This window comes from Azospirillum sp. Sh1 (genome assembly GCF_008365135.1).
In the GTDB taxonomy this organism is placed as follows: Bacteria; Pseudomonadota; Alphaproteobacteria; order Azospirillales; family Azospirillaceae; genus Azospirillum; species Azospirillum oryzae.
In genome coordinates this window covers 1-20,759 of the sequence record NZ_VTTK01000011.1, presented here as the reverse complement: position 1 = coordinate 20,759, position 20,759 = coordinate 1, and the positions used below count along the sequence as shown (strand labels likewise).

The window sequence follows — 20,759 nt, the reverse complement described above, 5'->3', positions numbered from 1 at the left end:
GGATGATCCGACCCGCACCGGAGACCGGAGCGGTCTGCAAGGTCGACAGGATCATGATGGAGAGCAGACATGCCCTTGCGCTTCGCTGACGCGACCGACGAGGCTTACCGGTACCCCTTGACCATCCGCCACCTGCTGGACCGCGCCCTCGTCACGTCGGCCGATCAGGAGATCGTGTACCGCGACCAGCATCGCCTGACCTACCGGGAATTCGCGCAACGCGTCGCAAGACTGGCGTCGTTGCTGTCCTCGCTGGGCGGTGAAGAGGGGATGACGATATCGGTGATGGACTGGGACAGTCATCGATATCTGGAGGCGTATTTCGCCATTCCCATGATGGGCGCGGTGCTGCAGACGGTCAACGTCCGCCTGCCGATCGACCAGCTCCTCTACACGCTGGTCAAGACGAAGCCCGGCATCATCATTGTCCACCGCGACTTCTTCCCCCTTCTGGACGAGATCCGGCAAGCCGTTCCCGGACTGAAGGCGATCATCGCGATCATGGACGGGACCGGCGAGCCGGCACCCCTATGGGCGGCCGGTGAGTATGAGGACCTGGTCTCGGCCGCCGATCCCGGTTTCGATTTCAGGGATTTCGACGAGAACGCAATCGCGACGACTTTCTTCACGTCCGGGACGACGGGAAATCCGAAGGGGGTCTGCTTCAGCCACCGGCAACTTGTCCTGCATACTTTGGCCCTGTGCGGCCATTCCGGCGACACGCGCCATCGGGGATTTGGCATCGACGACGTCTATATGCCGCTCACGCCGATGTTTCACGTCCACGCCTGGGGCATGCCCTATATCGCGACCATGCTGGGCCTGAAGCAGGTCTATCCGGGTCGGTACGACGCCGACATGATCTGCAGGCTGCGGACCGAGCATCGCGTCACCTATTCGCACGGCGTCCCGACCGTACTGCAGATGGTTATTGCCGCGGCGGACCGCAGCGCAACGGACCTGTCCGGCTGGATGATGGTGGTCGGCGGTTCGAGCCTCACCCCGGCGTTGTTCGCGGAAGGACGGCGCCGCGGCATGGAGATCGTCGGCGCCTACGGCATGTCCGAGACGGCGCCGATCCTCACGGTAACGCGCCGCTCGCCCGGATCTGAGTCGGGTTCCGCCGACGAGAGCCATCTGCTGACCAGAGCGGGAGTGCCGATTCCGCTGGTCGAGGCGCGGATCGTCGACGAGGCCATGAACCCGCTTCCACGGGATGGACGGTCGCGCGGGGAACTGGTGGTGCGGGCACCTTGGCTCACGCCCTGCTACGTGGGCGACGAGGAGGGATCGAAAGTCCTGTGGCGGGGCGGATGGCTCCACACGCAGGACATCGCGACCATCGATGCGAACGGCAACGTGACGATCTGCGACCGTCTCAAGGACGTCATCAAGAGCGGTGGGGAATGGATCGATTCTATCCAGTTGGAAAGCATCGTCGCGAATGCCGCCGGCGTCGCCGAAGCGGCCGTCGTCGCCGTGCCGGATGACCATTGGGGCGAACGGCCGCTGGCCGTGATCGTGCCCGCCCCCGGCGCGACCGTGACGCTTGGAACGCTGAACCGGCCAATCGAGGCGGCAATCGCGGACGGCGCGATCACGCGATACGCGAAACTCGACCACTTCATCGCCGTCAGCGAACTGCCGAGAACGAGTGTCGGGAAAATCGACAAGAAGACCCTGCGCGCCCGGTTCGCCTCCGTCCAATCCGACGGATCGTCCGCCGCGGAGCCTTGCACGACCTGAAAGGATGCAAAATGCTGAGGATGGATCGTTTATCCACGACGCTGGTCCGGCTGACCATGGACAGGCCGCCCGCCAACGCGCTTACCCTCGATCTGATCCAGGCGCTGACGGACGATCTCGCCCGGTTCGGCGAAGAAGCCGACGCGCCGGCCGTGATATTGACCGGCGCCGGCGGGCGCTTCTTCAGTGCCGGCGGCGACATTCGCGAAATCACCATCAACGCGGAAGCCGCGATCCCGCGAATGCGCGCCTTCCACCGTCTGCTGACCGCGCTCGAACGCTACCGCTGCCCGCTGCTGTGCGCCGTCAACGGCTATGCGGTGGGAGGGGCGCTGGAACTGGTTCTGTTTGCGGATCACGTCGTGGCGAGTGAAGGCGCGAAGTTCGGCTTTCCCGAAATCAACCATGGGCTGCTCCCCGCCGCGAAGGGCATGCGCCAGGCGATGAACCGCATCGGGCGCCGGGCTGCCGAGCGCCTGCTCTATTCCGGCGAGCTTGTTTCGGCACAGGAGGCGCAGGCGATGGGCCTGGTCGATGAAATCGTCGGTTTCAACGACCTGCAGGACCGGACCCGGCTCGTTGCCGAGATGCTTCGCCTCAAGGACATGCATCTGTTCTCGGCAATCAAGCGGACCTTCAACGATGCGGCGCAGATGACCGACGATGAACTCGAAGAGCGCTCGCTCAGCGACATGCAGGAATACCTGAACCGCGGAGAGACGGCCGCGGCGCGTGAACGGTTCCTCCAACGCAAGGCGAGGCAGCAGCATGGCTGACGGCGATCATCTCCGGCTTGAGTTCATGACATCGTCCGAGGTCGCTCTCGCCATTGCGGGCGGCACCAGGACCATCGTCATCCCCTGCGGGGCGGTGGAGCAGCACGGACCACACCTGACCCTCAGCGTCGATGCCGACCACGCGGACCATCTCGGCATCCTGGTGGCGAAGGGCGTGGGAGGCGCGCTGGTCGCGCCGACCATCAGGGTCGGCTGTTCGTCCCATCATCTCGCATTTCCCGGCACGATCTCCCTGCAGGACAGCACATTCGAAATGATCTGCCGGGATTATTGCACCAGCCTGGCGAGACACGGCTTCGAGCGCATTCTCATCTTCTCCGCCCATGTCGGCAATTCTCCGCCCTTGGCCAGGATGCTGCCGCGATTGCGCTCGGCCGTGCCCGCCTCCTGCAGCATCTCCGCCTTCACCGATGCGAAGGCGTGGCTGGAACGGTGGCGCGATGCCGTCGAGGAAGCGGGCGGCGAACCGATCAAGGTCGGCGGCCATGCCGATATCGCCGAAACCTCGCTGATGCTCGACCTCCACCCCGATCGGGTGCGCGCGGGGCGCTATGAGGCCGGAAGATTGGGGCTTCTTTCACAAAGCGACCTGGAACTGATGTGGCGCGACGGGCTTTCGGCAGTCAGCGCCAACGGCATTCTCGGCGACCCCACCGGATCCTCGGCGGCCATCGGCCGGCACTGTATCGAGCGCGTCGCGTCGCTTCTCGTCGATGGCTTTTCCCAGGACGATCCGGTTTGACACCGTGCCGCCGGTGCCGCCCGACAATCCCGCCGATCATTCCTACACAAAATAATGTTCTGAACGCACAGTCGGCATGACGGATCTTCGGCAGGTTCTGCCGCCTACTTCGTGACAAGCTTTCAGTCACTCAAGAGACAATCCAAACAAACCCGAGAGGGCATCCAAATGGCAGTCAAGTTCGGCTTCTGGTCCGAGCAGGAAACCCTGGTTGGCCAAAGCTATTCGCGCCGGCTTCATGAACTCGTCGAAGAAGCCGTGTTTGCCGAGAAGATGGGTTTCGACATCGTCAGCCTGTCCGAGCAGCATGTCGCCTTGGGCGGGATCTCCAGTTCGGCTCCCGAAGTCGTGTATGGCTACCTCGCGGCGGTCACGTCCCGCATCCGGCTGAGGCCGGCGGTTTCGCTGATGCCCAAGAAGATCAACCACGCACTCCGCACGGCGGAACGTGCCGCGGTCACCGACATCCTGTCCAACGGGCGCATGGAGCTGTATTGCGGCCGGGCGAACACCACCATCGCCATGCGCGCCTTCAACGTCGAACCCGCGGAAACCCTCGAGCAGATGGAGGAGGGGATCGCGCTCATCCGCGAAGCCTTCAGCAAGGACATCTTCACCTTCGAGGGCAAGCATTATCAGGTTCCGCCGCGCATGCTGGTGCCGAAACCGCTCCAGAAGCCCTATCCGCTGATGGGCATCGCCGCGACCAGCGAGCGCAGCCATGTCTGGGCGGCCCGCCAGGGGCTCGCCGTCCTCAGCCACACGCTGTACCAGGGCTGGGACGCCCAGGCGAAGATGGTCGAAGCCTATCGGTCGAACTGGCGCCGGGACCCGAACGGTCCCCTCGACCGTCCGCGCCTCGGCATGCCGGTGTTCCTCGGGATCGCCGAAACCGATCAGGAAGCGAAGGACATCTATGCCGAGCCGCTGATGCAGTACGCCCGCATTTCGACCGATGCCTATCCGAGGCTCGCGAAGATCGCGGACGACTACGCCTACATGGGGGAAGGGCTGGAAGCGCTCCAGCGCGCAGCCACCGACTGGGATTATCTCCTCAATGACTCGGCCAGCCTGGTTTGCGGCAGCCCGGATACGGTCATCCGCCAGTTGGAACGGTTCATCGAAACCGGCGCCGAAGAAATCCTGTTCCACATCGACTCGGTTTCTCACGCTGAGATCATGAAGGCGATCGAGTTGGTCGGCCGCCATGTCATCCCTCATTTCAACGACCGCAACAATGTGGTGCGTCCGACCGACGAGATACTCGAACAGATCCGCATGATGCGAAAGACAAGCGCTTCGGCCTGATCCCCTCTCGACCGATCTGAAGAGAGTCTCATATGACCGACAAGACCTATAGGGGCCTGCTCGTCGAAAAACGCGCGAGCGGCGTGGCCATCGTCACCCTGAACCGGCCGGAAATCCTCAACGCCATCGACTGGCCGATGCATTCCGCGCTGGAAGAGCTGTTCGCGGATCTCGACAACGACCGGACGGTCAAGGCCGTCGTCCTGACCGGTGCGGGGCGCGGCTTCTGCTCCGGCGGCGATCAGAACGCGCTCGATGACACTCTTGGGCCGATTTCGCCCACCCGCTCCGGGCGCCATCTCATCCGCAACATGCTCGAACTGGAATGCCCGCTGATCGCCGCCGTGAATGGCGTCGCCGTCGGCCTGGGCGCCACGCTCGCCCTGTTCTGCGATGTCGTCTTCGCCCAGCCCGGCGTCCGCTTCGCCGATACGCACGTGACGGCCGGCGTCGTCGCCGGCGACGGCGGTGCGGTGATCTGGCCGCTCCTTCTGGGGCCGGTGCGGGCTAAGCACTATCTGATGACCGGCGACTTCATTTCGGCGGAGGAAGCGGCGGCGGCCGGAATGATCAACAAGGTCGTGCCGGAAGGAACCGTCGTCGAGCATGCGGTCCGCTACGCCGAGATGCTCGCATCCGGCCCCCGCGACGCCATCGTCTGGACCAAATACGCCGTCAACAAGCTGATCAAGGATCAGATGCATCTGAATCTCGACACCGCCATGGCGCACGAGATGCTCACCTTCCACAGTCCTGAGCGCAAGGAGGCCGTCGCCGCCTTCCGCGAGAAGCGCAAACGCTTTGCAGAAGGCGGCCATTGAGATGGGCGGGCCACATTCCCTTTCCCTGCCCGTCCTGCCCACGATTGCCCCCTCCGCAATCGCCCCGTCGCCGACTGTGCATGAAGACGGGACGCTGGCGTCGCTGCTGCGTGACCGCCGGGATCGCAGGGGCGAGGCCGTGGCCTTCTTCCAGAAGCGTGCCGGCACGTGGCACGCCACGACCTGGGGTGAATTTGCCAGGGACGTCGCAGCGCTTTCGCGCGCCCTGCTCGACCATGGTCTGGAAAAGGGGGACCACGTCGCCATCATGGGGGACATCTCGCAGGAATGGGTGGTCGCCTACATGGCGACGGTCTGTTCCGGCGGCGTGGCGGTCGGGATTTATTTCACCTCTTCAACGGAGGAGGTGGAGTACTTCCTAGCGGATTCCGGGAGCAAGTTCGCCTTCGTCGCCGGAGAGAAGGAACTCGCCATCCTTCTCCGCAGCCGGCAGGCGGAGACGCTGAAAAAGATCGTGGTCTTCGATCCTGCGGTTCCGTCATCGAAGAACATCGTCTCGCTGCAGCGGCTTTCCGCCTCGTCCTCCGACTGTGCGTCGCTGCTCGACGAGCGGGCAGCCATGGCGCGTGCGGAAGACAATGCCAGCATCGTCTACACCTCCGGGACGACCGGCAATCCCAAGGGCGCGATCCTCACCCACCGGTCGCTGATCGAGGGTCTGTCGACCGTCGGACACTTTTGCCCGGGGCTTTTCCGCGAACCCCAGCGGGTGGTCGTCCATCTCCCCCTCTCCCATGTCGTCGGGCTCGGGCAGGGGATCGTTCTTCCTCTCATCAGCGAGGTCACGCCCTATTTCGGCGAGACCGGAGCGGACTTCGCGACGACCATCCGGGATGTGAAGCCGACCTATTGGATGGCGCCGCCGCGCTTCTATCAACGCTACGCCGCCGAACTGGTCAGCAGGATCAATGCGTCGGCTTCGATCGGCAAGAAATCCTACCGCTTCGCGATGTCCATCGCCCAGAAGGCGCTGGCGGATCGACAGGCGGACGGTCCGGACGATCCCTTTCTCCAGGCGCTTTTCGCGACCTGCCGCGATCAGGTCTTCCTTCCGCTCCTGGCGGAGATCGGTCTGGACCAGCTCCGTTACGCTTACACCGCCTCCGCGCCGATGCCGCCGGACGTCGTGAAGCTGTGGCAGACATGGGGGGTGAACCTCAAGGAGGTCTACGGGCAGACCGAACTGGTCGGAGCGAACACCGGCCAGATGCGGGACTGGTCGAAGCCCGGCACGATCGGCGTTCCGATCGCCGATCCGCGCTGGAAGACGAGGGTCGCCGGCGACGGCGAAATGCTGGTGACGGGACCGGGTCTGTTCACGGGTTACCTGAACAAGCCTGACGACACGCTGGAGGCTCTGCGCGACGGATGGCTCCATACCGGCGACATCGTCGAGGTCCGGCCCGATGGCCAACTGGCGATCATCGACCGGAAAAAGGATATCATCAACACCTCCGGCGGCAAGTCGATCAGTCCGGCGCAGATCGAGAACGAACTGCGTCGAAGCCCGTACATTTCGGAAGCCGCTGTTTGCGGTGACGGACGGAAATACCTCGTGGCGCTGATCGAGGTCGACCGCATCGCGATGATGGACTGGGTGAAGGCGCGGAATGAAACGATAAACGACTACTCGGATTTCTGTTCGTCGGAAGCCGTCATCCACCTGATCGAGGGGGAGGTCGCCAAGGCGAACCAGAGGCTGGCGCCGGTCGAACAGATAAAGTCGTTCCGGATTCTTCCAGAAGAGCTGTCGGCCGAAAATGGGGTCATGACGGCAACCAGGAAAAAGCGGCGCAAGGTGCTGAACGAGCGTTACGCGGCGCTGATAAATTCACTCTACGACGATTCCGAGGATTCGCTGATCCGTCAGGCGCTGTCGAACATGTGATGCGGTGATCGGAGGAATGTCATGACGATGCTGTCCTGCAACCCACGCCATCCATTTCTGTCCTCCACGATGGAGATCATCGAAGAGGCCCGGAATGGCCGAATGTTCATCCTCGTCGATGACGAGGATCGGGAGAACGAGGGCGATCTTGTCATCCCGGCGCAGATGGCGACGCCCGAGGCGATCAACTTCATGGCATCGCATGGCAAGGGCCTCATCTGTCTGGCGCTCGGCAAGGAGCGGGTCGATCAGCTCGGCCTCAAATTGATGAGTACGGAAAACGGCACCCGCCACGGGACGGCCTTCACCGTTTCCATCGAGGCGCGCGAGGGGGTGTCCACCGGCATCTCCGCGGCGGACCGTGCGCGGACGGTGGCGGTGGCGATCGACGCCGCCAGGGGGCCCGACCATATCGTCTCGCCGGGCCACATATTTCCACTGGTCTCCCGACCCGGCGGCGTGCTGGTCCGTGCGGGGCATACCGAGGCGGCGGTGGATGTCGCGCGGCTTGCCGGTCTCAATCCATCGGGCGTGATCTGCGAGATCATGAAGGAGGACGGGACGATGGCCCGTCTCGACGATCTCGTCGCCTTCGCCCAGCGTCACGCGCTCAAGATCGGCACGATCCGCGACCTGATCGCCTTCCGCCGCCGCCACGATCATGACGTCGAGCGTGTCGTCACCGCGAAATTCGACAGCCGATGGGGCGGTGAATGGAGCGCCATCACCTTCCGCATCAAGGCAATCGAGACCGAAGCGATTGCGCTGGTGAAGGGCGTGATCGACGAGAGGCCGACCCTGGTGCGCATGCACGCGCTGGACATCCTGTCGGACGTGCTCGGCCAGAACGGTGATCGCGGCGATATCGTCGCCCGATCCATGCAGGCGATCGCCGCCGAAGGAAGAGGCGTAATCGTGCTGTTCAGCCGCGATATGGCGATCTCACAGCTTCTTCGGGTGAAGTCGGGCGAGCCGCTCGTCGACAAGGCCGAGCTGCGCAACTATGGCGTCGGCGCCCAGGTTCTGGCGGATCTCGGCATTCACGACATGATCCTTCTGTCCAACTCGCAGCATGTCCCGGTCGCGCTCAGGGGCTATGGGCTGAACATCGTGGAGCACCGGACGCTGCCGGTCGCCTCCGCCACCCCATAGCGCCGCGTCCAACACAGGTGCCAAACGACCAGTCCCGCGGCGCCAACCGGCGTTGGCGGCATGCCATTCCACTGCCTTGCGTGAGGTTCACCATGTCAGGACAAGATTTTCCGGTTCCAAGCCATGTGGAGACGGCTGCCTTCAAGAGTGCATTGCGCTCCGTCGTGGGGTCGGTCTCCATTGTGGCATCGGGCCAAGGTGCCGACAGGCGTGGCCTGACCGTCACCGCCGCGGTTTCCTTGTGCGTCGATCCACCAAAGGTGCTTGCCTGCATCAACCGCAGTGCCGAAGCCCACGACGTCATTCTCCGGACCGGCGCCTTTTCCTGGAACGTCCTTTCCGCCGATCAGGTCCAACTGGCGGAACGCTTTGCGGCGATGGACGGCAGCAAGGGTGCATCCCGTTTCTCCCCCGCTGAATGGGGCGAGATGGTCACCGGGGTTCCGACCCTTCTCCAATCCGTTTGCAGCTTCGATTGCAGAATACAGGACACCCTGGAAGTCGCCACCCATACGATCATGATCGGCGCCGTTGTCGCCCAGATCCACAATCAACATAAAGTTCCTCTGATTTATTCCTCAGGCAAATTCGGTCGTATGGAATATTTCGAGTCCGTTGGATAGTACGGGTCATCTGCGTTCTCATCATCGTATCTTGATTTTGTTTGTTGACGAACTCCCTCTCCCCTTGCGGGGAGAAGGACAGTCGAAGTGGATTTTGGCGATCCACCCTCAGATGCGATTGCCCTGCATCTGAGACCATGCCGAGTGCTCTCAAGGAAAAATTGGAAGACCGAACCCTGGCCCGTCCGGAAAGATCGGGGAAGGGCTTCCTTGTCTCAACTCCAATAAATCTTCAAAGGGAGGAAAGATGGGGGACCTGAGTCTGTCGGCACCCCGTGCCGCATGGTGGACAAGCATTGGCATAGGCCGGAAAGCGGCGATCCTTGCCGCCCTGTCGATCGCATGGCCGGCCCATGCCTGGGAATTCAAGGAAGGAGACTGGTCGGGTGGCATCCGGGCCGTGGTCACCGTCGGAACGGCCATTCGCGCCAGCCCCATCGACCCGTCCCTGGTTCCCGCCGGCGACGGTGCCCGGTTCCGGATCAGAAGTGCGGCACCGGGGGGCGTCAATTCCGACGACGGGAATCTGAATTATTGGGAAGGTGATCCGGTTTCCACGGTCGCCAAGGGGCTGGTCGATTTCGAGGCCAACAACGCCGACGGCTGGGGCGTCTTCACCCGCGTAAAGGGCTGGTACGACTACACACTTGCCGAGGGGCATGTCGCGCTGGGCAACCTGCCGAACAATTATGCCGGCGGCCCATTGTCCGACCGTGGTTTTTCGCAAGGCGCCAAATTCCGCGGCATCTCCCTCGCCGACGCATACGTCAAGGGTCGGTTCTCCGCCGGTGGGCTCCCCATCTCGTTCAAGGCCGGCCAGCAGACCATCGAATGGGGGCCGGCATTCACAATTCCCGGCGGCCTCCGTGACATCAACCCGCGCGACTTCGCCGCCTTGTCCCGGCCGGGCTTGCAGCCGCAGGAGGGAGCGAAGCCGTTCCTGGCGCTGTCGGGCAAGGTCGACCTATCGCAGACCGCAAGCCTCGACGTCTTCTATCAGCTGCTGTCGGCGACATCGACGCAGCCGGGTTGCGGAACATTCGCCGCCACCGCCGATTACGCCTCACCGGGTTGCGACATGGTCATGGTGTCCAATGCCTTGTCCTCGGCCGACGGGCTGGCAACCGGGCGATTCCTGAAGCGTCGCAGCGACGGGACGGCGGGTGATGCCGGCCAGTTCGGTGTCGGTGCCTCGTATCAGGTGCCGGACATCGGCACCCGGTTTTCGCTCCACTTCACCAACATTCACTCGCGGACCGGCTATGTCGAGGCCGACCGGACCGGCCGGACCGGCGCCATCTTCCTGCCGGGAGATCCGGATGGCTTGAATCCGGCCTATCGGTTCCAGTACCCCAAAAATATCAAAATGCTGTCCGGCAGCTTCGCCACCAGCGTTCCCTCTATGAAGCTGCGGGTCGCGGGCGAACTCGATCATAAATTCAATCAGCCGCTCGGCTTCAACGCCCCCGATCTTTTGCAGGCCGCCGTGAGCGGAACCGGTGTGCTGGCGCGGGATTTCGCCTCGGTTCCCCTGGGCGGGCCGTTCGCCGGTTACGAGCGTTTTCACGTCACCCAGGGGCAGCTCGCCGCATCGGGCGACATCGGCAACGTGATCGGCGGCACCTTGACCCTCGGCGGCGAGGTCGGCGCCAAATATGTCCACGATCTGCCGGCCCCCAATTTCCGCCGTTATGGCCGCTCCGACATTTTCGGAACCGGCCCCAACAACGGCGTCTGCGCGGCCGGGGCCGATCCCAAGGCCTGCACCACCAGGGGCTTCGTGACGCCATTCTCGTGGGGGTATCGCCTTCAGGCGAGCCTGAGCTATCAGGACGTTCTGCCGGGGGTGAACCTCAAGCCGTCCGTCGCCTTCGCCCACGACGTCAATGGGACGTCCTATGACGGCGCGTTCAATCAGGGGCGCCAGATCCTCCGGCTCGCCCTCGATGGCACGGTCAAGGACAGCTATCTCTTCAACCTCACCTACCTGACGACCTTGGCCGGCCCCTACGACCCGCGCGCCGACCGTGACGTGTTTCTCATCAGCACCGGCGTCAAATTCTGACCGCATGCCGAGCCGCAGGCCGGCCGCCTGCATTCCCCGCGCCTCCCGACACCGCGTTCCGACCGAAACCGACCCGGCCCCCTTGTGCCCGGTCTTTTTGGAGACTGCCGTATGATCGAAGACGCAACGACCACGATATCGGTGCTGCAGCCGAAACCGACGGTCCTGTCGATCCACTATCGACGCTATGCCTTGATCATGTTGTTCCTCGTTTACATGCTGAACTTCGTCGACCGTCAGATCGTCAATATCCTGGCGGAGCCGATCAAGCGCGAACTCGGTCTCGCCGATTGGCAGCTGGGGTCGTTGACCGGCCTTTCCTTCGCCATCTTCTACGCGACGCTGGCCCTTCCGATCGCGCGGTGGGCAGAGCGTGCGAACCGGGTCAGGATCATCGCGCTGTCGGCGATCACCTGGAGCTTTTTCACGGCAACCTGTGGCGTCGCCCAGAACTTCACCCAGCTGTTCCTCGCCAGGGTCGGTGTCGGGGTTGGCGAGGCCGGCTGCACGCCGGCATCCCAGTCACTGATCAGCGATTACACGACCAGGGAAAAGCGGGCATCTGCGCTGGCGTTCTTCTCCATGGGCATTCCGGCCGGTTCCCTGGTCGGGATGGTGGTCGGCGGCCTGATCGCGGACAAGCTCGGTTGGCGCGCATCCTTCGCGTTGGTCGGGGTGCCCGGCATCATCCTTGGGCTTCTGGCCTATTTCACTCTACCCGAGCCGCGAGACTCCTCCTTCGCCGCCAGCGAGGCGCAAAACGCGCCCACCCTGAAGGAGGCACTGCACGAACTCGGCAAGAATCGAACCTATTTCTGGCTCACGGTCGCAATGGTGGCCATGAGCTTCGGGATTTTCAGCAATCTTGCCTTTCAAAGCTCCTTCTTTCTGCGCAATCACGCGAATGGATTGAGCGATCTGGCGATCAGGCTGAACGATCTCACTGGAATCCAACTGGGCGCCACCGGTTTTCTCGGCACGGTGCTGGGCCTGATCATCGGCATCTTCGGAGCTGCCGGAACCTGGCTGGGCGGCTGGTCGACGGATCGCGCGCTGCGCAGCAACCTGAATGCCTACGCGACCATTCCCGCTGCAGCGGCCCTGTGCCTTCCCTTCGCGCTTTTCGCGACCTATCTCACCTCGGACACCGTGGCGGCGCTTTGCCTTCTGAGTTTGCCCATGCTGCTGCAGTCCATCTATTACGGCCCGATCTTCGCGGCGGTACAAAGTCTGGTGCGGCCGCGCACCAGGGCAACGGCCACCGCCATCTTCCTGTTGTTTGCCAATCTGATCGGACTCGGCCTTGGACCGCTGTCGGTCGGCCTGATCAGCGATCTTCTCGCACCATCACTGGGGTCCGGTGACGCCATACGCTGGGGGTTGATCAGCACGTCGCTGGTCTATGTCCTGGCGGCGGCGGCATTCATGATAGCGCGGAAGAGCATCAAACAGGATATCGTCAGCTGACAGGTCAAGCGGTGACAGGCGTTTGCACAGGCGACCGCGACGCCCGTCACCGACCATTCCGCCGACCGCTGCGACCGGACAACTCCCCCGAGCCTTATCAGTTCGTCGTGACCTCCGCCCGATCCTGCAAGTATCGGCGCGGAGGTTGTCCCATGTGCTTCCTGAACATGGCAGTGAACGCACTGGGAGAATCATATCCCAGTTCTTGGGAAATCGCTTGAACGGTAGCCCCCATCGACAGCCGTTGAACGGCGATCACGATGTGGAGTTGCTGGCGCCATCGACCAAACGGCATTCCCGTATGTTTCTGGATAAGCCGGGCCAACGTACGCTCGCTCGTGGCGACCGCTGCCGCCCATTCCCGAATGGTCCTGCGATCGTCCGGGGCCTCCAGCAATTGGGCCGCGATGCGCTGAATCTTTGGATGGTTGGAAACCGGGAAGTGGAGCGGCTCCGCCTTCATTTGTGCAAGTTCGTCCAGAATGACTTGCACCAGACGGCTCGTCGGCCCTTCCAAGGGATAGAGCGGCGGCAGGTTGGCCAGGTGAAAGATCATCTCGCGCAACATCGGACTGATCGAAAATGTGGCGCAGGAATTCGGCAGAGGCGAAATCTCCGGATTGATGAAAACGCAGTATGACCTGCCCTTGTCCGACATGGAAACGCTGTGGGGAATCTCTCCTGGTATCCAAACCGCGCCATTGGATGGGACGATCCGGAGCCCGTCGAGCGTCCGGCACATGACCGAACCTTCCGCCGCCACCACCAGCTGGCCTTTCCGGTGCTGGTGGATCGGCAACTCGTCGTCATCCACATTGCGCTGGACAAGGAAAGAGACCAACGGCCGGGCAAAGTCGTCAGGATCCAGCGCAGTGAAGCTGACGCGCAGGCCGGTGAGATCCCACACCCGTGAGACGGCCTCGCCGGTCGCCGAAACTGCCGGCCACTTCCCACCGATCTGCGCAAATTTAGGCACTATTACGACCTCCGTGCATTGCGAAGCGAACCGCAATTCAAACTTGACAGTTTCGCGACATAAAATGGCAATCCCATAGATTCTGCCATTGGCTGGCCTCGGATACAATCTGCCGCATGAACACCAGAAAGGCGGAAGGAAGCGCGTGCAGACCCCAAACGGGTTTGTTCCGCGGAACTTCTTGCCGATCTTCGCTTCGGATCGAAGCAAATCCGTCCAGATTACAACCGGGAGTCACCATGATGAACACGCTGACGCTCGACCGAACGGACATCAAAATCCTCAACGAGTTGCAGAAGGATGCAAATCTGACGAACGTCGAGCTTGCCGGCAGAATCAACCTGTCGCCGTCGCCCTGCCTCACGCGCGTGAAGAAGCTGGAGCAAACCGGCATCATCGATCGAAGGGTCACCCTTCTGAATCCAAAGGCGATGGGGCTGGAAATCAATGCCTATATCCAGGTCACGCTCGACAAGCAGCCGCAATCCGCGCTGGAGAAGTTCCGGGATGCCGTCGAGCGGATTCCCGAGGTGATGGAATGCAATTGGATGACAGGCGATTGCGATTTCCTGCTGCGTGTGATTGTCCGCGATGTCGAAGAACTCGAACAGCTGATAACAGGCAAGCTGTCGAAAATAGAATTCGTCGCCACCATCCGTTCCAACCTGGTGCTGAAGCAGATAACCTACAAAACGGCGCTGCCTATCAGTACCTCCGATACGATCGTCGTTCGCTTTTGATATGGGCCGGCATGGCAGCAGCGAGGCGGTGATATCCCCCCCGCCGGCTCCGAACTGACGCCTGCCCTGCTGAGCGAACCGAAGCCGCTGAACCAACGGCGTAGGGGCGTGCGGGTTTCGTTCAAAAATCCGGCGCCCATTCTTCAATACGACTGCCGCACACTCCGGCACCCTCCCTGGACTTGTCCGCCCGCCCACGACGCATGCGGCGGACCAGAGGAGGTGCAGCATGAAACGAACCCGATGGGCCGGCCGGGCGGTAGGCAGATGGGCGGCCGGTGGGGCATTGGCCTGCCTCGCCGGCGTCGGCGCGTTCCTGGGGATCGCCGACCGAAGCGGCCTGCCCACCGTTCCCACGCCCAAAGCCACCGAGTTCCCCACCGAACTGGTGTCCCGTGGTGCAGCGCTGGCCGCGGTCGGCGACTGCATCGTCTGCCACACCGCCGACAGGGGTGTCGCTTACGCCGGCGGCCGGGCACTGGCGACGCCGTTCGGCACGCTCTTTTCCACCAACATCACGCCGGATCCGGAAACCGGCATCGGCGGATGGTCGAAGGAGGCTTTCAAACGCGCCATGCGCGACGGCGTGTCGCGTGACGGCCGTCATCTCTATCCCGCGTTGCCCTACGACCATTACCGCCGGGTGCATGACGGGGACCTGGACGCGATCTACGCCTTCCTGATGACCCGCCCGGCGGCCTCCGCCCCGGCCAAGGCGAACGACCTGATCTTCCCGCTGGGATTCCGGCCTCTGCTGGCCGGCTGGAAACTGCTGTTCCTGCATCAGGAGGAATTCACCCCAAGGCCGGACCGCGATGCGGAATGGAACCGCGGCGCCTATCTGGCGGAGGGCCTGGGCCATTGCAGCGGCTGCCACAGCCCGCGCAACCTTGCCGGAGCCGAGGAGACGGGCGACGGCGCCTATTCCGGCGGCGTGGCGGAGGGCTGGGTCGCCCCCGCGCTGAACGGCGCCAGCCCGACCGCCGTGCCCTGGACGGCGGACAGCCTGTACACCTATCTGCGCACCGGCGTGGACGGCCGCCATGGCGCCGCCGCCGGGCCGATGGGACCGGTGGTGCATGGCCTGTCCCGCGCACCGGAGGCCGATGTCCGCGCCATCGCCACCTACATCGCCTCGCTGTCGGCGGACCGTGCCGCTCCGAAAACGCCCTCTCCACCGGACCACGCGGCGGAGGCGGCCAAGGCGAATCCCGCCGGCGCGACCCTGTTCGCCGGGGCCTGCGCCGGCTGCCACGAGGGTGGCGCACCGATGATGACCCAAGGCCGTCCCGGCCTGCCGACGGTGACCGCCCTGCAACTCGACCGTCCCGACAATACGATCCGCGCCATCCTGCAAGGCGTCCACCCGCCCACCGGACCGGCCGGACCGACGATGCCCGCCTTTGCCGCCAGCCTGACCGATGCGCAAATCGCAGACCTCGCCGCCTATCTGCGATCCCGCTTCAGCGACCGTCCGGCCTGGACATCGCTGGCGACGGCGGCCGCCATGGTCCGCAAGGAGGACACCCAGCCATGACCGTCACCATCACCGTCAACGGCGCCGACCACGCGCTGGACGTCGACCCGGCCACGCCGCTGCTCTATGTGCTGCGCGACGACCTGGAGCTGAACGGGGCCAAATACGGCTGTGGCCTCGGCCAGTGCGGCGCCTGCACAGTCCATATCGACGGCAAGCCCGCCTTCTCCTGCCTGACGCCGGTCGGCGCCGTCGCCGGCCGCCGCATTCGCACCGTGGAGGGGCTGGGCAGCGCCGAGGCCCCCGGCCTGCTGCAGCAGGCCTTCGAAAATGAGCAGGCGGCCCAGTGCGGTTACTGCATCGCCGGAATGCTGGTGCGCGCGCAGGCCCTGCTCGACCGCAACCCCGACCCGGACGAGGCGCAGATCCGCGCACACATGCAGCCCAATCTCTGCCGCTGCGGCACCCACATGCGCATCCTGCGCGCCATCCGCCGTGCCGTCGCCATGCGCAAGGGCGTCCAGTCGGCGAAGGAGGCACGGCCATGAGCACCCCCCATCCCACCGACCTGTCCCGGCGCGGCTTCCTGACCGGCGGCGCCCTGGTGGTCTCCTTCGCCCTGGCGCCCAAAGCCTTTGCCCAGCTCGCCGGAGGCGGCGAGGGCGGCGCCGGTCCGGCCGTCGTGGCGCCCGACCTGAAAGGCAGCCTGAAATCCACTCCCTGGCTCGACGCCTGGATCCGCATCGACGCCGATGGCCGGGTCACCGTCTTCACCGGCAAGGTGGAGTTGGGCCAGGGCATCCGCACCGCTCTGACCCAGGTCGCGGCGGAGGAGTTGGACATCCCGCCCGCCGCCATCACCCTGGTCACCGCCGACACCGAACGGACACCGGACGAGGGGCTGACCGCCGGAAGCCATTCCATGCAGGACAGCGGCACCGCGATCCAGAACGCCGCCGCCAACGTGCGCATGCTGCTGGCGGCAGAAGCGGCACGCGACTGGGGCGTCGCGGCTGATCGGGTGACCACCGGTGGCGACGGCAGGCTGCACGCGCCGGACGGCAGGTCCCTGCCCTATGGCGAGGTCGCGGCGCGGCTGTCGCTGCATGTGCAGGCGGTGCCCGACGCGCCGCTGCGCCGGCCGTCGGACTACCGCACGCTGGGCCGGGAACTGCCGCGGGTCGACATCCCGGCAAAGCTGACCGGCGGTGCCGCCTATCTGCACGACATGCGCCTGCCCGGCATGCTGCACGCCCGCGTCGTCCGCGGTCCCAGCGTCGGCACCAGCCTGCAATCGCCTGATCTCGATGCCGTCGCCCGCATGCCGGGCGTGGTGAATATCGTCCGGCAGGGCGGCTTCCTGGCGGTCGTGGCGGAGCGTCAATGGCCGGCGATCCAGGCCCTGCGACATTTGCAACGGGCAGCCTACGCCCGAACACAGTCACCGCTACCAGCGGACGGAACCGGCGACGCCGTGGCTGAGACGCTGAAGGCGCTGCCGGCCCGCGACATCCCGATCATGGATACCAGCGATCCGGCGGGACCGGCCGTCCGCAGCGTCAAGGCGCGCTACACCCGGCCCTGGATCAGCCATGGCTCCATCGGCCCGTCCTGCGCCATCGCACAGTATGTGGATGGCGCGATGACTGTCTGGACCCACAGCCAGGGCACCTTCGACGTCCGCCGCGTCGTCGCCGAACTGCTTGGGCTGCCGCTGGAGAAGGTCCACGCCATCCATGCAGAGGGTGCCGGCTGTTACGGCCAGAACGGCGCCGACGACGTGGCGGCCGACGCGGCGGTGATCGCCAAGGCCATGCCCGGCCACCCCATTCGCCTGCAATGGATGCGCGAGCAGGAGTTCGGCTGGGAACCGCTAGGCCCCGGCATGATGACGGAGTTGGAAGCGGCGCTCGGCGCCGATAACCGAATCGTCTCCTGGCGCCACGCGGTCTGGAGCAACCCGCACAACAACCGCCCGGTCGGGGCCGGCGGCGTTCTGGCCGGCAACGAGGCCGACCCGCCCTTCCCCGCTCCCGAAGGCAGGCCGATCCCGATGCCGGAAGGCGACGGCAGCCGCAACTCCAACCCGCTCTACAGCTTCGCCAACGCCCATGTCGTCTATCACTTCCTGAAGGACATGCCGGTGCGCGTCTCCGCCCTGCGGTCGTTGGGCGCGCATCTGAACGTCTTTTCCATCGAAAGCATGTTGGACGAGTTGGCTGCCGGGGCCGGCATCGACCCGCTGGCGATCCGCCTCGACCATATGCGGGACGAGCGGGCGCGCGACGTGATGCACGCGGCGGCCGACCGCTTCGGCTGGTCGAAACGGCCGAAAGGCGACGGCCGGCGCGGCTGCGGCATGGCCTTCGCCCGCTACAAGAATCTCGGCGCCTATTGCGCTGTGGCGATGGAGGTGGAGGTCGACCGCGAGACCGGCCGGACGCTGGTCCGCCGCGCGGTCGCCGCGGTCGATTGCGGCCAGCCCGCCAACCCCGACGGCGTGCGCAACCAGATCGAGGGCGGGCTGGTGCAATCGCTCAGCTGGACCGGCCGGGAAGCGGTGCGCTTCGCAGCCGACCGCCGTGTCAGCTTCGATTGGAGCAGCTATCCCATCCTGCGCTTCGACGATGTGCCGGGATCGGTGGATGTGGTGGTGATGGACCGCCCCGGCGCACCCTTCCTCGGCACGGCCGAGGCGGCGCAGGGACCGTCCGCCGCCGCACTGGCCAACGCCATCGCCGATGCCACCGGCGTACGCCTGCGCGACATGCCGCTCAGCCCCGAACGGCTCAAGGCCGCACTCGGTCCCGTATGAGAAGGGAAAAAGACCATGAAGACCCTGCGTGTGAGGATCGTCGGCGGCTCCGTCGGCGGTCTGTTCGTCGCCGCCCTGCTGCGGCAGGAGGGGCACGACGTCCGCCTCTATGAGCGCTCCAGCGGCGGGCTCGCCGGCCGTGGCGCCGGGCTGGTCGGCCAGCGCGACCTGTTCGCCCTGTTGCGCGCGGTGGGGTGCGAGCATGTGGCCCATGTCGGCGTCGTCGCCCACGAGCGCATCTTCCTCGACCGCACCGGCGAGATCCGGCACCGGCAGGCGACGCCGCAGTTGCAGATCTCCTGGGACCATCTATACGCCACGATGCGCGGCAAGGTGCCCGACGACGCCTATGTCCTGGGCCGAACCGTCCTGGGAGTGGAGCAGGATGCCGCCTCCGCCAGCCTGCGCTTCGACGACGGCAGCCGGGAGGAGGCCGATCTGGTGATCGGTGCCGACGGGCTGGGCTCCATCGTCCGTTGCGCGGTGGCGGGCAGGCACGCCGCCAACGACTATGCCGGCTATGTCGCTTGGCGCGGGCTGGTGCCGGAACGAGATCTGCCGGCGGAGGCCGCCATCCTGCTGGAGCGCTTCGCCTTCTACGACATGCCGCAATCGCACACATTGGGCTATCTGGTCACCGGGCCGGCGGCGGAGACTGCGGTGGGGGAGCGGCGCTACAACTGGGTCTGGTACCGGCGGGTGGCGGCGGCGGAACTGCCGGCACTGCTGACCGACCCCAAGGGACGCCACCATCCCTATTCGCTTGCGCCCGGACAAGTGTCGAAGACACTGGCTGCGAGGCTGCGGCAGGATGCGGCGGACCAGCTGCCGCCGCCCTTTGCGGCGGCGATCGCGGCGGAACCACGCCCCTTCGTCCAGGCCATCTTCGATTACGAGGTGCCGGCGATGACGCGCGGTCGGGTGGCTCTGCTGGGGGACGCAGCCTTTGTGGTCCGTCCGCACACGGCGATGGGCGTCGCCAAGGCGGCGGGCGACGCGATGGCACTGGCTCGGCATCTGTCCGCCCACCGGGAGGTCGAGACCGCCCTGCAAGCCTATAACGAGGAGCGCCATCCCGCCGGCGCCGCCATCGCCGCCTATGGGCGCCGGCTGGGCGCGATGCTGGAGTGAACATCACACCAAGGGCTAGCAACCGTAAGGCCATGGCACGGGGCCGGCGACCCCAGCGTGCGATTCCGCGATGCACCCCAAGCCGGCCAAACTCCCCGCACGCCATGTCACGCAGGGAGCCCCCCGATGCTTCAACCAGTCGCCGCCGATGACAGGACAGTCGCCACCCTGGTGACCCGCGCCCTTGCCGTGCTCGACCATGATCCCGACGGCGCGCGGCTCTGCCTCGACCGGCTCGCCTCCCTGTTTGGGGACCGGCGGAACGAGCCGGCGGCCATCGCCACACCGTCCCAGCCCAGAGGTGGACTGACCTCCTGGCAGCTCCGCCGAGTGACCGAACATGTCGAGGTCAGCATTGCCGGGCCGATAAGGGTGGAGACGTTGGCCGCCCTCGTCGGACTCAGCAGCGGACGCTTCACCGACGCCTTCAAGGTCAGCACGGGCGAGACACCCCACGCCTACATCGTCGAACGGCGGGTGAGACTGGCCCAGCGCCTGATGCTGGAAACCGACGAGCCGCTCTGTCAGATCGCCTGCACCTGCGGCTTTTCCGATCAGGCCCATCTGACGCGCCTGTTCGGCCGGGCGGTCGGCCAGACACCGATGCGATGGCGCAAGGCGGCGCGACGTTAACACGGTGCAGCGCTTCCAGCCGGGCGTCGGGCAGTTCGCTACAGTGGGGCTTTAGGCGCAGCTTCATGGCGACCTGGTGACGATCCTGGAGGCGTGCGCCGAAGTGGACCCCAAACGCCGACAGCCCGCCTCGTTGGAGGCGGGCTGTCAAGTGTCGGTGGTTGCGGGGGCAGGATTTGAACCTGCGGCCTTCAGGTTATGAGCCTGACGAGCTACCGGGCTGCTCCACCCCGCGGATGTCTGAAGATATGGGGTGATGGACGGTGAAGATGCAAGCTTGTGCTTCGTGTTATGCGTCTCTTGAGGCTGAGTGACCTGGCGGCGACCTACTCTCCCACGTCTTAAGACGCAGTACCA

General features: G+C 64.9%; 17 protein-coding genes and 1 tRNA gene. 16 read left to right on the top strand and 2 right to left on the bottom strand.

Features of this window, described 5'->3' with window-relative positions:
- Positions 1 to 69 precede the first annotated feature (69 nt).
- The 10 genes from FZ029_RS13340 to FZ029_RS13295 all read left to right on the top strand — a co-directional run bounded on the left by FZ029_RS13340 (position 70) and on the right by FZ029_RS13295 (position 12,630).
- A complete protein-coding gene (locus FZ029_RS13340) occupies positions 70 to 1,746 on the top strand; it encodes a long-chain-fatty-acid--CoA ligase (protein ID WP_149269670.1) in 1,677 nt (558 codons plus the stop codon).
- An 11-nt stretch (positions 1,747 to 1,757) separates the two neighbouring features.
- Positions 1,758 to 2,522, top strand: coding sequence for an enoyl-CoA hydratase/isomerase family protein (locus FZ029_RS13335; RefSeq protein ID WP_149269669.1), 765 nt, complete (start codon positions 1,758 to 1,760; stop codon positions 2,520 to 2,522).
- A complete protein-coding gene (locus FZ029_RS13330) occupies positions 2,515 to 3,285 on the top strand; it encodes a creatininase family protein (RefSeq protein WP_149269668.1) in 771 nt (256 codons plus the stop codon). The genes FZ029_RS13335 and FZ029_RS13330 overlap by 8 nt, the downstream gene beginning before the upstream one ends.
- 168 nt (positions 3,286 to 3,453) lie before the next feature.
- Positions 3,454 to 4,593 carry an LLM class flavin-dependent oxidoreductase gene (locus tag FZ029_RS13325; protein ID WP_149269667.1) on the top strand — a complete coding sequence of 380 codons (1,140 nt, stop codon included), beginning with the start codon at positions 3,454 to 3,456 and terminating at the stop codon, positions 4,591 to 4,593.
- Positions 4,594 to 4,625: 32 nt separating this feature from the next.
- Entirely contained in the window at positions 4,626 to 5,414 is a 789-nt protein-coding gene (locus FZ029_RS13320; protein WP_149269666.1) for an enoyl-CoA hydratase-related protein, read from the top strand.
- A complete protein-coding gene (locus FZ029_RS13315) occupies positions 5,395 to 7,323 on the top strand; it encodes an AMP-binding protein (protein ID WP_247892294.1) in 1,929 nt (642 codons plus the stop codon). Before FZ029_RS13320 ends, FZ029_RS13315 begins: the two co-directional genes overlap by 20 nt.
- A 21-nt stretch (positions 7,324 to 7,344) precedes the next feature.
- Positions 7,345 to 8,475 carry a 3,4-dihydroxy-2-butanone-4-phosphate synthase gene (gene ribB / locus FZ029_RS13310; RefSeq protein WP_149269665.1) on the top strand — a complete coding sequence of 377 codons (1,131 nt, stop codon included), beginning with the start codon at positions 7,345 to 7,347 and terminating at the stop codon, positions 8,473 to 8,475.
- Positions 8,476 to 8,567: 92 nt separating this feature from the next.
- Positions 8,568 to 9,098 (top strand): flavin reductase family protein, encoded by a 531-nt coding sequence (locus FZ029_RS13305; RefSeq protein ID WP_149269664.1) that lies wholly within the window; start codon positions 8,568 to 8,570, stop codon positions 9,096 to 9,098.
- Between the two features lie 247 nt (positions 9,099 to 9,345).
- On the top strand, positions 9,346 to 11,163 hold the full coding sequence (locus FZ029_RS13300; protein WP_149269663.1) for a DUF1302 family protein: 1,818 nt from the start codon (positions 9,346 to 9,348) through the stop codon (positions 11,161 to 11,163).
- A 111-nt stretch (positions 11,164 to 11,274) separates the two neighbouring features.
- Positions 11,275 to 12,630 (top strand): MFS transporter, encoded by a 1,356-nt coding sequence (locus FZ029_RS13295; protein WP_149269662.1) that lies wholly within the window; start codon positions 11,275 to 11,277, stop codon positions 12,628 to 12,630.
- Between the two features lie 97 nt (positions 12,631 to 12,727).
- Here the strand turns inward: FZ029_RS13295 and FZ029_RS13290 are convergent, their stop codons facing one another.
- On the bottom strand, positions 12,728 to 13,606 hold the full coding sequence (locus FZ029_RS13290) for a helix-turn-helix transcriptional regulator (RefSeq protein WP_149269661.1): 879 nt from the start codon (positions 13,604 to 13,606) through the stop codon (positions 12,728 to 12,730).
- 239 nt (positions 13,607 to 13,845) lie between these two features.
- Here FZ029_RS13290 and FZ029_RS13285 point away from each other — a divergent pair, with 239 nt between their 5' ends.
- The 6 genes from FZ029_RS13285 to FZ029_RS13260 all read left to right on the top strand — a co-directional run bounded on the left by FZ029_RS13285 (position 13,846) and on the right by FZ029_RS13260 (position 20,402).
- A complete protein-coding gene (locus FZ029_RS13285) occupies positions 13,846 to 14,346 on the top strand; it encodes an Lrp/AsnC family transcriptional regulator (RefSeq protein ID WP_246799094.1) in 501 nt (166 codons plus the stop codon).
- Positions 14,347 to 14,575: 229 nt separating this feature from the next.
- Entirely contained in the window at positions 14,576 to 15,883 is a 1,308-nt protein-coding gene (locus FZ029_RS13280; RefSeq protein ID WP_149269660.1) for a cytochrome c, read from the top strand.
- Entirely contained in the window at positions 15,880 to 16,371 is a 492-nt protein-coding gene (locus tag FZ029_RS13275) for a (2Fe-2S)-binding protein (protein ID WP_149269659.1), read from the top strand. Before FZ029_RS13280 ends, FZ029_RS13275 begins: the two co-directional genes overlap by 4 nt.
- Entirely contained in the window at positions 16,368 to 18,638 is a 2,271-nt protein-coding gene (locus FZ029_RS13270) for a molybdopterin cofactor-binding domain-containing protein (protein ID WP_149269658.1), read from the top strand. The genes FZ029_RS13275 and FZ029_RS13270 overlap by 4 nt, the downstream gene beginning before the upstream one ends.
- A gap of 15 nt (positions 18,639 to 18,653) precedes the next feature.
- Positions 18,654 to 19,769, top strand: a complete 1,116-nt coding sequence (locus FZ029_RS13265) for an FAD-dependent monooxygenase (protein WP_149269657.1) — start codon at positions 18,654 to 18,656, stop codon at positions 19,767 to 19,769.
- A 126-nt stretch (positions 19,770 to 19,895) separates the two neighbouring features.
- The gene (locus FZ029_RS13260) at positions 19,896 to 20,402 is read left to right on the top strand and encodes an AraC family transcriptional regulator (RefSeq protein ID WP_149269656.1); all 507 of its coding nucleotides are present in this window, start codon (positions 19,896 to 19,898) and stop codon (positions 20,400 to 20,402) included.
- Between the two features lie 158 nt (positions 20,403 to 20,560).
- Here the strand turns inward: FZ029_RS13260 and FZ029_RS13255 are convergent.
- A tRNA-Met gene (locus FZ029_RS13255) sits at positions 20,561 to 20,637 on the bottom strand.
- Positions 20,638 to 20,759 lie beyond the last annotated feature (122 nt).

Excerpts from the sequence above, each read along its gene's own strand:
- FZ029_RS13265 (WP_149269657.1), top strand. The coding sequence starts at position 18,654 with ATGAAGACCCTGCGTGTGAGGATCGTCGGCGGCTCCGTCGGCGGTCTG.
- FZ029_RS13260 (WP_149269656.1), top strand. The coding sequence starts at position 19,896 with ATGCTTCAACCAGTCGCCGCCGATGACAGGACAGTCGCCACCCTGGTG.
- FZ029_RS13325 (WP_149269667.1), top strand. The coding sequence starts at position 3,454 with ATGGCAGTCAAGTTCGGCTTCTGGTCCGAGCAGGAAACCCTGGTTGGC.
- FZ029_RS13330 (WP_149269668.1), top strand. The coding sequence starts at position 2,515 with ATGGCTGACGGCGATCATCTCCGGCTTGAGTTCATGACATCGTCCGAG.
- FZ029_RS13320 (WP_149269666.1), top strand. The coding sequence starts at position 4,626 with ATGACCGACAAGACCTATAGGGGCCTGCTCGTCGAAAAACGCGCGAGC.
- FZ029_RS13300 (WP_149269663.1), top strand. The coding sequence starts at position 9,346 with ATGGGGGACCTGAGTCTGTCGGCACCCCGTGCCGCATGGTGGACAAGC.
- ribB (WP_149269665.1), top strand. The coding sequence starts at position 7,345 with ATGACGATGCTGTCCTGCAACCCACGCCATCCATTTCTGTCCTCCACG.
- FZ029_RS13280 (WP_149269660.1), top strand. The coding sequence starts at position 14,576 with ATGAAACGAACCCGATGGGCCGGCCGGGCGGTAGGCAGATGGGCGGCC.
- FZ029_RS13305 (WP_149269664.1), top strand. The coding sequence starts at position 8,568 with ATGTCAGGACAAGATTTTCCGGTTCCAAGCCATGTGGAGACGGCTGCC.
- FZ029_RS13295 (WP_149269662.1), top strand. The coding sequence starts at position 11,275 with ATGATCGAAGACGCAACGACCACGATATCGGTGCTGCAGCCGAAACCG.
- FZ029_RS13275 (WP_149269659.1), top strand. The coding sequence starts at position 15,880 with ATGACCGTCACCATCACCGTCAACGGCGCCGACCACGCGCTGGACGTC.
- FZ029_RS13335 (WP_149269669.1), top strand. The coding sequence starts at position 1,758 with ATGCTGAGGATGGATCGTTTATCCACGACGCTGGTCCGGCTGACCATG.
- FZ029_RS13270 (WP_149269658.1), top strand. The coding sequence starts at position 16,368 with ATGAGCACCCCCCATCCCACCGACCTGTCCCGGCGCGGCTTCCTGACC.
- FZ029_RS13340 (WP_149269670.1), top strand. The coding sequence starts at position 70 with ATGCCCTTGCGCTTCGCTGACGCGACCGACGAGGCTTACCGGTACCCC.
- FZ029_RS13285 (WP_246799094.1), top strand. The coding sequence starts at position 13,846 with ATGATGAACACGCTGACGCTCGACCGAACGGACATCAAAATCCTCAAC.